This is a genomic window from Nostoc sp. CHAB 5715, from assembly GCF_020829685.1.
Lineage (GTDB): Bacteria > Cyanobacteriota > Cyanobacteriia > Cyanobacteriales > Nostocaceae > Nostoc.
This window is the reverse complement of the sequence record NZ_JAIVFR010000359.1, coordinates 1-6,759: the sequence shown is the minus strand read 5'-3', so window position 1 is coordinate 6,759 and position 6,759 is coordinate 1. Positions and strand designations below refer to the sequence as shown.

At 43.0% G+C, this 6,759-nt stretch carries 10 protein-coding genes and 2 pseudogenes; 5 read left to right on the top strand and 7 right to left on the bottom strand.

Translation table 11 applies throughout. From position 1 onward, the window contains the following. The 4 genes and pseudogenes from LC574_RS19945 to LC574_RS19930 form a co-directional block, all read left to right on the top strand. Positions 1–333, top strand: a pseudogene (locus tag LC574_RS19945) (chlorophyll a/b binding light-harvesting protein); the annotation flags it as partial. Positions 334–416: 83 nt separating this feature from the next. Continuing rightward, a complete protein-coding gene (locus LC574_RS19940) occupies positions 417–1,940 on the top strand; it encodes a chlorophyll a/b binding light-harvesting protein (RefSeq protein WP_229455128.1) in 1,524 nt (507 codons plus the stop codon). A gap of 285 nt (positions 1,941–2,225) precedes the next feature. Then, positions 2,226–2,501, top strand: a complete 276-nt coding sequence (locus LC574_RS19935) for a hypothetical protein (protein ID WP_229455123.1) — start codon at positions 2,226–2,228, stop codon at positions 2,499–2,501. A 46-nt stretch (positions 2,502–2,547) separates the two neighbouring features. After that, positions 2,548–2,793: a hypothetical protein gene (locus LC574_RS19930; RefSeq protein ID WP_229455121.1), complete on the top strand. Its 246-nt coding sequence runs from the start codon at positions 2,548–2,550 to the stop codon at positions 2,791–2,793. Positions 2,794–2,850: 57 nt separating this feature from the next. On the opposite strand, the gene LC574_RS38150 is transcribed toward LC574_RS19930, so the two are convergent. Continuing rightward, positions 2,851–2,982, bottom strand: coding sequence for a hypothetical protein (locus tag LC574_RS38150; RefSeq protein WP_267871612.1), 132 nt, complete (start codon positions 2,980–2,982; stop codon positions 2,851–2,853). Between the two features lie 230 nt (positions 2,983–3,212). Then, on the bottom strand, positions 3,213–3,542 hold the full coding sequence (locus tag LC574_RS19925; RefSeq protein ID WP_229455119.1) for a DUF2973 domain-containing protein: 330 nt from the start codon (positions 3,540–3,542) through the stop codon (positions 3,213–3,215). Positions 3,543–3,599: 57 nt separating this feature from the next. Between LC574_RS19925 and LC574_RS19920 the strand changes: the two are divergent. Then, a pseudogene (locus LC574_RS19920) lies at positions 3,600–3,923 on the top strand (family 10 glycosylhydrolase); the annotation flags it as partial. Between the two features lie 168 nt (positions 3,924–4,091). On the opposite strand, the gene LC574_RS19915 reads toward LC574_RS19920, so the two are convergent. The 5 genes from LC574_RS19915 to LC574_RS19895 form a co-directional block, all read right to left on the bottom strand. Further along, positions 4,092–4,283 (bottom strand): hypothetical protein, encoded by a 192-nt coding sequence (locus LC574_RS19915; RefSeq protein WP_229455117.1) that lies wholly within the window; start codon positions 4,281–4,283, stop codon positions 4,092–4,094. Next, positions 4,280–4,702 (bottom strand): hypothetical protein, encoded by a 423-nt coding sequence (locus LC574_RS19910; RefSeq protein WP_229455116.1) that lies wholly within the window; start codon positions 4,700–4,702, stop codon positions 4,280–4,282. Before LC574_RS19910 ends, LC574_RS19915 begins: the two co-directional genes overlap by 4 nt. A 183-nt stretch (positions 4,703–4,885) precedes the next feature. Beyond that, positions 4,886–5,068 carry a hypothetical protein gene (locus LC574_RS19905; RefSeq protein WP_229455114.1) on the bottom strand — a complete coding sequence of 61 codons (183 nt, stop codon included), beginning with the start codon at positions 5,066–5,068 and terminating at the stop codon, positions 4,886–4,888. Then, the gene (locus LC574_RS19900) at positions 5,049–5,273 is read right to left on the bottom strand and encodes a hypothetical protein (RefSeq protein ID WP_229455112.1); all 225 of its coding nucleotides are present in this window, start codon (positions 5,271–5,273) and stop codon (positions 5,049–5,051) included. The genes LC574_RS19905 and LC574_RS19900 overlap by 20 nt, the downstream gene beginning before the upstream one ends. 5 nt (positions 5,274–5,278) lie before the next feature. Beyond that, positions 5,279–6,759, bottom strand: a 1,481-nt coding sequence (locus tag LC574_RS19895) for a site-2 protease family protein (protein WP_229455110.1), incomplete at its 5' end; no start/stop codon positions are given.

Sequence of the window (6,759 nt, the reverse complement as noted above, 5' to 3'; positions counted from 1 at the left end):
AGATATGTCCTTGGAGAAGCTTACCTTTCTTACAGTCTGGGCGCTTTGGCACTGATGGGTTTTATTGCAACTCTGTTTGTATCGGTAAACACCACTGTTTATCCTGAAGTTTTTTATGGGCCGGCGCTCGTGGTTAGGCAGAATATTGTGCCGTACTTTTCATCACTTGACCCTGACCTTGTAACTGCTCGAACTTGGTTAGCTAATGCCCACTTTTGGTTAGCTTTCTTCTTTCTCCAAGGACATATCTGGCACGCCTTGCGGGCGCGTGGGTTTGATTTTCGCAAAGGTAGGGTGAGTCAGGAGGCAGTGATTCCCCAACCAATTAGCTAAATTCAATTTAATGCAATATATTTGCAATTGTTTGAAAGCAAAAACTCAAATAAATTGCTAAAAATTCTCAAGGAGTACCAGAAATGACAACAGTAATTGAAGATAGCCCATACAAGCAACAAATACCTGATGTTGGCTGGTGGGCTGGTAACTTTCGTCTCACAAATTTATCAGGAAAATTACTAGGCGCTCATGTTGCCCATTCTGCATTGATTTTGTTATGGGCTGGAGGAATGACGCTGTTTGAACTGTCACGCTTCAACCCTAATGTGCCAATGTATGAGCAAGGGTTAATCATACTGCCTCATCTAGCGACTCTAGGTTTGGGTGTCGGTGCTGGTGGGCAAGTTATTAGCACCTATCCCTACTTTGTAGTCAGCGTCTTACATCTGATACCTTCAGTGATTCTGGCTGCTGGTGGTATTTACCACTCCCTGCTGGGGCCAGAGGTGTTAGAAGACAATCCTACTTGGGCTGGCTTTTTTGGCTACGACTGGAAAGACAAAGACAAGATGACTACAATCTTGGGCATTCACCTAACGCTTTTAGGTTTGGGTGCTTTGGCTTTAGTTGCCAAGGCGGTGTTTTGGGGTGGACTGTTTGACCCCTGGGCTGCTGGCGGTGGAGACGTAAGGGTAATCAATCATCCGACGCTCAACCCATTCCGCATCTTTGGTTATCTGTTTGGGGTTTGGGGATCAGACGGAATGGCAGCTGTCGATAACTTGGAAGATGTGGTCGGTGGTCACATCTGGGTTGGTTTGATGTTAATTGGCGGTGGTATTTTCCACATCTTGACTAAGCCGTTCGCTTGGGCACGTCGAATTTTGATTTATTCGGGGGAAGCGTATTTGTCTTACAGCATTGGTGCTGTAGCATACATGGGCTTTTTGGCAGCATATTTTGCGTCGGTCAATAACACTGTCTATCCCGAAGTTTTCTATGGTCCAGTTAGGGCTATAGAAACTTCTGCTGGTATAGTTTCTGCTCGTGGTTGGTTGGTAACTTTCCATTTTGTCCTAGCGCTGATATTTCTGTTAGGTCACATTTGGCACGCTCTCCGCGCTCGTGCGATCGCAGGCGGATTTGATTTAAAAAATGGTGATATGGTTCAGCCGCCACGGGTAGATCGCCAAACAAGTAATCAGGTAAGCGCAGTCAATTCTTCTGATTTGACATTGAAGTTTCTCAGATACTTGCCAATTTACCGCCCCGGTATATCTTCTTTGTGGCGGGGATTAGAAGTTGGCATGGCTCATGGTTACTGGTTGGTTGGCCCGTTTGCCACATTAGGATCATTAGGTTTGTTACGCAATTCTAATGTGGGTAGCTTGGTTGGTTTACTAGCCGCAGGCAGTTTGATTCTCATCTTGACAATTGGTTTTTCCCTTTATGGCACTAACAGCTACGAAAAACAGCAAGAAATCTATTCACGACCAGTTTCGGTTGCAACAGTTCCCAAGGTGCCACAGAGCATCAATACTGTCGCACAATGGAGTCAATTTACTGAGGGCTTTTTGATTGGTGGAATTGGTGGAGCAATCTTCGCTTATCTGCTGTTAACTAGTATTGCTTTGTTTGGTGCGATCGCAATCAACTCGATTTAATCATCTAGTGATTTAGTACCCATGATGTAAAGACGTAGCATTCTACGTCTTTACAATAAATTAGAGCAAGACTTAGATTGCTCGCTCTCGCCTCACTCCTTGTTTAAACGGCTACACGTGCCGAGCAAAGCCGAGGTAGCGTAGCCGAAGTATTGCGAATTGTTTAAGTCTACCTACTGACTCAGTTAATTTAGTTTCACTCAACACCAGCTAAATAATATTTCATGCCTGCGTTAAAAGCAGTTGACTGCGGGCATTTTTTTCTAATCTTTAGGAGGATGACTTATGCTGGCTACAATTTTTTGCGCTTCATTTGCTTGGGCCACTTTGATTTTCTTTATTTTGAGTATCTGGTTTACCTTTAAACAAGGGATAAATCATTTAAAAAAGCTACATCAAATTCCTTGTCATGCTTGTGAATATTTCACTAACGACTATCGCCTTAAGTGTACTGTACATCCAATTAAAGCTTGTTCTGAGGAAGCGTTCGGCTGTCTTGACTTTGAACCTCAAACTTCCTTCTGTAATGCTTGTCAAAAGGGTCGGCGAAAGCTTTGTTAAAATTTTCCAATTAGATAATTTCTAATCTGTAATACTCTAAATACTTATGAACAGACAATCTGATTTGCTATCCGAACTATGTGATTTTCTATATCCTCGTAGTCCATATTATGGGCAATTTAAACCAGAGTATCTAGTATTTAACGCTAATCTTCAAGATTTTTCTCAACGGGTAAACTACATTTGTAGCCTCCAAACTAGTGGTAAACTTTCCCCAGAAGAGGCTTACAAACAAATTCACATCCTCTGGAGACAGTTGAAAAATGCCAAAAAAGAATTGAAAATTCGTTAAATAGAAACAGTATTACCCTGAAGTCGCTCAAGATCATCTCTGAGTCTTTGTTTCGATCTAAGCACTGACTAATGGCTGATAACCAGAAAATCCTAACAACAGTGCTACTCGTTTCAAATCGTCAATCACATCTTCAAGAATGAAAATTGTATCCGCTTGCGATCGCAGTCCTTGCAACGATGAGTTCAATCGTCCACCAATTGAGTATTTTTAACAAAATGCAAAAAATCTACATTCACTGGATTGATATGGGAATAAATTTCTGCTAATAAAAGGGTTAAGGATGTAAAAACAACAATAATTTACACCCAAACTATTAACACACGCGATTAATCGCGTCTCTCCTGTACAGACGCGATTAATCGCGTCTCTCCTGTACGCGTCTCTCCTGTACAGACGCGATTAATCGCGTCTCTACGTTATGCTTCTTCGGAATTATCTCTCTTATGTCCTGGGGATGCTTCGTAAAGTGCATCGAGATGTTGACGCGCATCTTCAACGTTAATCGAACGCATTACCAAAAGTGGCTCTTTAATTAAGTTGCCTGCGCTATCTAATAACTCTGGATGGGGTACAAACTGTTTTTTTGATGAATAATAACCATAGTTGCCTTGATTCTTCATTGGGGAGGAATTCGTCGGGTAAGTTCGCTCCCGATCAAAACTGAACATGATCAGGTTACGAATTAAGTTGCCAACAGCTATAAATGCAAGGATTGTAAAAGCAAGAATGTAAAGCAGGTGTAACATTGGATTTTCCTCCAGGACAACAATTTTTAAAACTTTATTTTGATTTTGTAACGCTTTGTTTTGCAGATATATCGTGATGATTTAAATGTCTTTATCAGCGAATTAGAGTATCCAGAAGTGAAAGCGGCAAAGAGCCATATTCCAGTGAGTGTGGGCATTTTGGCTGGGTTAAAAAACCGATCTATACCGATGCAGCAGATTCAGACACAAGTGCAAAAAGTACGCGATCGCAATTTTGCCGGAGTCTCTTTCTTTTTCTATGAAACCCTCTGGAACATGAGCAAAGAAAAGCCTCAAGAGCGTCAAACTGCCTTTCAGAAAATTTTCCCCACACCAACGGCTTACCCGAATTTACTAGCAGGTTGGAAACCGTTCAGTTAATTTTTCTCATAAGCTGTCGGTGAACATATCGCTTAATTTAAGTGAAGGTTCACCCCTTCGGGGTGACGCTCGCAAGCTCGCTAACGCTGCGCTAACGTCAGTCGCTCATGGGGGAAACCCCCAAGACCGCGCTGACTCACCAACATCACTTAAGAATCGTCATAGTTTTTAACTAGCTTGCTGTCCAAACCGTCTCTGTAAATCAGCCTCCGCTTCCTCAATTGTCATCGTCACCTGTTTTGGAGATTGGGCGCGTCTTCTGTCGATGTAAATATGAAATGCTTCATCGTCGTTGCGATGTTCCAAAATATAAGTTCTTAGCTGCTCTAAAGGCATTTGTTGAAAGTTAGGTTTTGTCATCTCTGGTTTTGCTGATACTTTTGAACGAAGTCCATCAAGCTTGCTCTGTGTTCTGTACACATTGTATCAATCGCAGCAGCCGCAACACCCAAGCTATAGGCATTTTCGTTTCTTAATTGTTGGGGGTCATTTTCGTACAGTAGTCCATGTCTTTCTAATTCACTTGTAAGATATTCCTTTGTAGAATAAGCAGTTAACATACTGCATAGCATTTTTCCGTCGTGCCTGCGTTGGCGATCGCTAGTTCTGAAATATTTGCCAGCATCAGGAGCGATAGCCTGCAGTGAGAAAAATTGCTCTAGCTCAATTTCGTACTTAATATATTGAGCTTCCGTTGGGTAAATAGGATACGGCGTAGCAGCTAATACTGAGACTTGAGTCACCAACAATGTTAAAGCCACAGAGATAGTTTTAAACATAAATAAATCTTGCTTTGTTATCTAGCTCATTATTCACACCCCCGAAGTTTAAATAACACTACATTGTTCAAATATTTATTACTGAGTAATAATTGTGTGAAGTCTCAGTAGATACCGCTGTTAGGGCAAAATAAAAGCGTTGTGTTTGCAGCACAACACTTTATCAAAGATTTGAATTTAGTTTTACTCTTGCTGTTCTTGCTGTCTACGTATTACATCTGGCAGTTGTTCTGGAGAATCTAACTTTACTCCATTTGTTTCAACTCGGTTTGCTAGAGCGTTGATGGCGTTTTGGTCATCTCGGTGTGCTAAAACATAAGTCCGCAACTCCTTTGTGGTCATTGCTTCATAATTCGGGCTGGTCATAGCTCAATTCTCCTTGCTTATTAATGACAATTACTGACTCTTCACCCGCGATGATTACTATTCTCGCGTTTCTAGAATCAAGCGTTACAAGATAGACGGGTAAATACATTTTTGTTAGCCAGTAGCAGGCTATATACACCGTTCTTAGCTGCTGTGGTGTTGGTTCCATATCCTCCTTTATGGCTTGTTCGGGTGTTGGCTCCATAGGCACTATCCTATTCCCAAACGCCCAGCCAAGCCGGGAGTGAGGGGTAGAAGCGTGGTAATCATCAAGAATAGAGCCAAAAGACCTAAAGCTGCTCTAGCATCATCGGGTTCAGTGACTTCATTCAAGCTGGGGCGTTCTTGATCCCGTTGCAAAAAGAAAATCACGATCGCCCAGTACATGGCAAGAGTATTACCGAGAGACACTAGTGCCAGTAAAATTAAAGTTGCGATCGTTGCCCGTCCTGCGGTTTTGCGTCCATAAATCGCCTGGACAATGCGCCCACCATCTAGTTGTCCTGCGGGCATTAAGTTCAAAGCCGTGATAACTAACCCCAACCAACCAACTATCACTAAAGGATGAACATTTACCAACGACAACTGTAACGCCGAACCAAGGACAACTCGCGCCAAACTTCCCACCAAAATCGACCCTTGGAAAAACTGATTGGGTAATTGAAATAAACTACCTGGGTGGGAAAGCACCAAGCCCGTCACCAGCATTAACAAAGAAACAATACCACCTGCGGCTGGCCCTGCCAAGGCGATATCAAATAATACCTTGCGGTTGGGCAACAGAGACTCAAAGCGGGTAATTGCACCAAAGGAACCAATTTGCACAGCCGGTAGAAAGAAAGGCCAGCTAAGGCGGATTTGGTGACGCCGAGCAAGTAACCAATGACCGATTTCGTGAGCTACTAAAATCGCAAATATCCCAGCGCCTATGGGCAAAGCTTCTTTAAAGCGCTCTGGATTGGCAAAGAAATCAAAATTCAGCAGTAATCCCGCAGCTTCTAAACTTGTGGCAATGGTCGCTATCAACAGAATACCTGCAAAAGCCTTTTGCGATAACAACATCGGCCGGGGATCATTGCGGCTGGGTAGGACGATTACCACTGGTTTACCGTCTGTATTTTCCACTAAAAACAGGCGATATTGATCGCCAAGGCGTTGCCGTAAACTTGCAGTTAGACGGTTGTGAGTCTCTTCTGGTTCTCCCCGCAAATTACCTTTGAAAATGGCTCCATCTTGGTAAGCGATCGTTTCTGTAGCAAAAAACGTATCGATACCGAAAATACCTTTAACTGCATTCAAGTCTTCTTCTGGTATCGGTGGGATTTCCGGTTTCAGTTCTGTTACTTTTGGTTGTGGGGAATTTGCTTCAAGTGAGGAAGCCGCAGCGAGTCTTTCTGTAGCGCGTTGCTTGAGGATGGTATCTTGCCCAGCTGCGCGTAACTCTCTGCCCAAGTAGACGTACAATCCGGCAGAAGTCACCACTAAGAACAATATACCCGCTATATTGATGTAAATCCCTGCGGCAAACAATCCAAAAAACAGGAGCCAGGGAGTCATCAACACCACCGACTGTAACCAGGCTAAGATTCCCAGTTTACCAAAAGGTCTGGCGCGATAAAAGCCCCAGCCCAAAATGCCTAAAGCTACCAGTAGGATCGTCCCCAGGATAGAAGTTTCTGATAAAGTAAACA

Excerpts from the sequence above, each read along its gene's own strand:
- LC574_RS19905 (WP_229455114.1), bottom strand. The coding sequence starts at position 5,068 with ATGACCAGCCCGAATTATGAAGCAATGACCACAAAGGAGTTGCGGACT.
- LC574_RS19935 (WP_229455123.1), top strand. The coding sequence starts at position 2,226 with ATGCTGGCTACAATTTTTTGCGCTTCATTTGCTTGGGCCACTTTGATT.
- LC574_RS19910 (WP_229455116.1), bottom strand. The coding sequence starts at position 4,702 with ATGTTTAAAACTATCTCTGTGGCTTTAACATTGTTGGTGACTCAAGTC.
- LC574_RS19915 (WP_229455117.1), bottom strand. The coding sequence starts at position 4,283 with ATGACAAAACCTAACTTTCAACAAATGCCTTTAGAGCAGCTAAGAACT.
- LC574_RS19940 (WP_229455128.1), top strand. The coding sequence starts at position 417 with ATGACAACAGTAATTGAAGATAGCCCATACAAGCAACAAATACCTGAT.
- LC574_RS19925 (WP_229455119.1), bottom strand. The coding sequence starts at position 3,542 with ATGTTACACCTGCTTTACATTCTTGCTTTTACAATCCTTGCATTTATA.
- LC574_RS19900 (WP_229455112.1), bottom strand. The coding sequence starts at position 5,273 with ATGGAGCCAACACCCGAACAAGCCATAAAGGAGGATATGGAACCAACA.
- LC574_RS19930 (WP_229455121.1), top strand. The coding sequence starts at position 2,548 with ATGAACAGACAATCTGATTTGCTATCCGAACTATGTGATTTTCTATAT.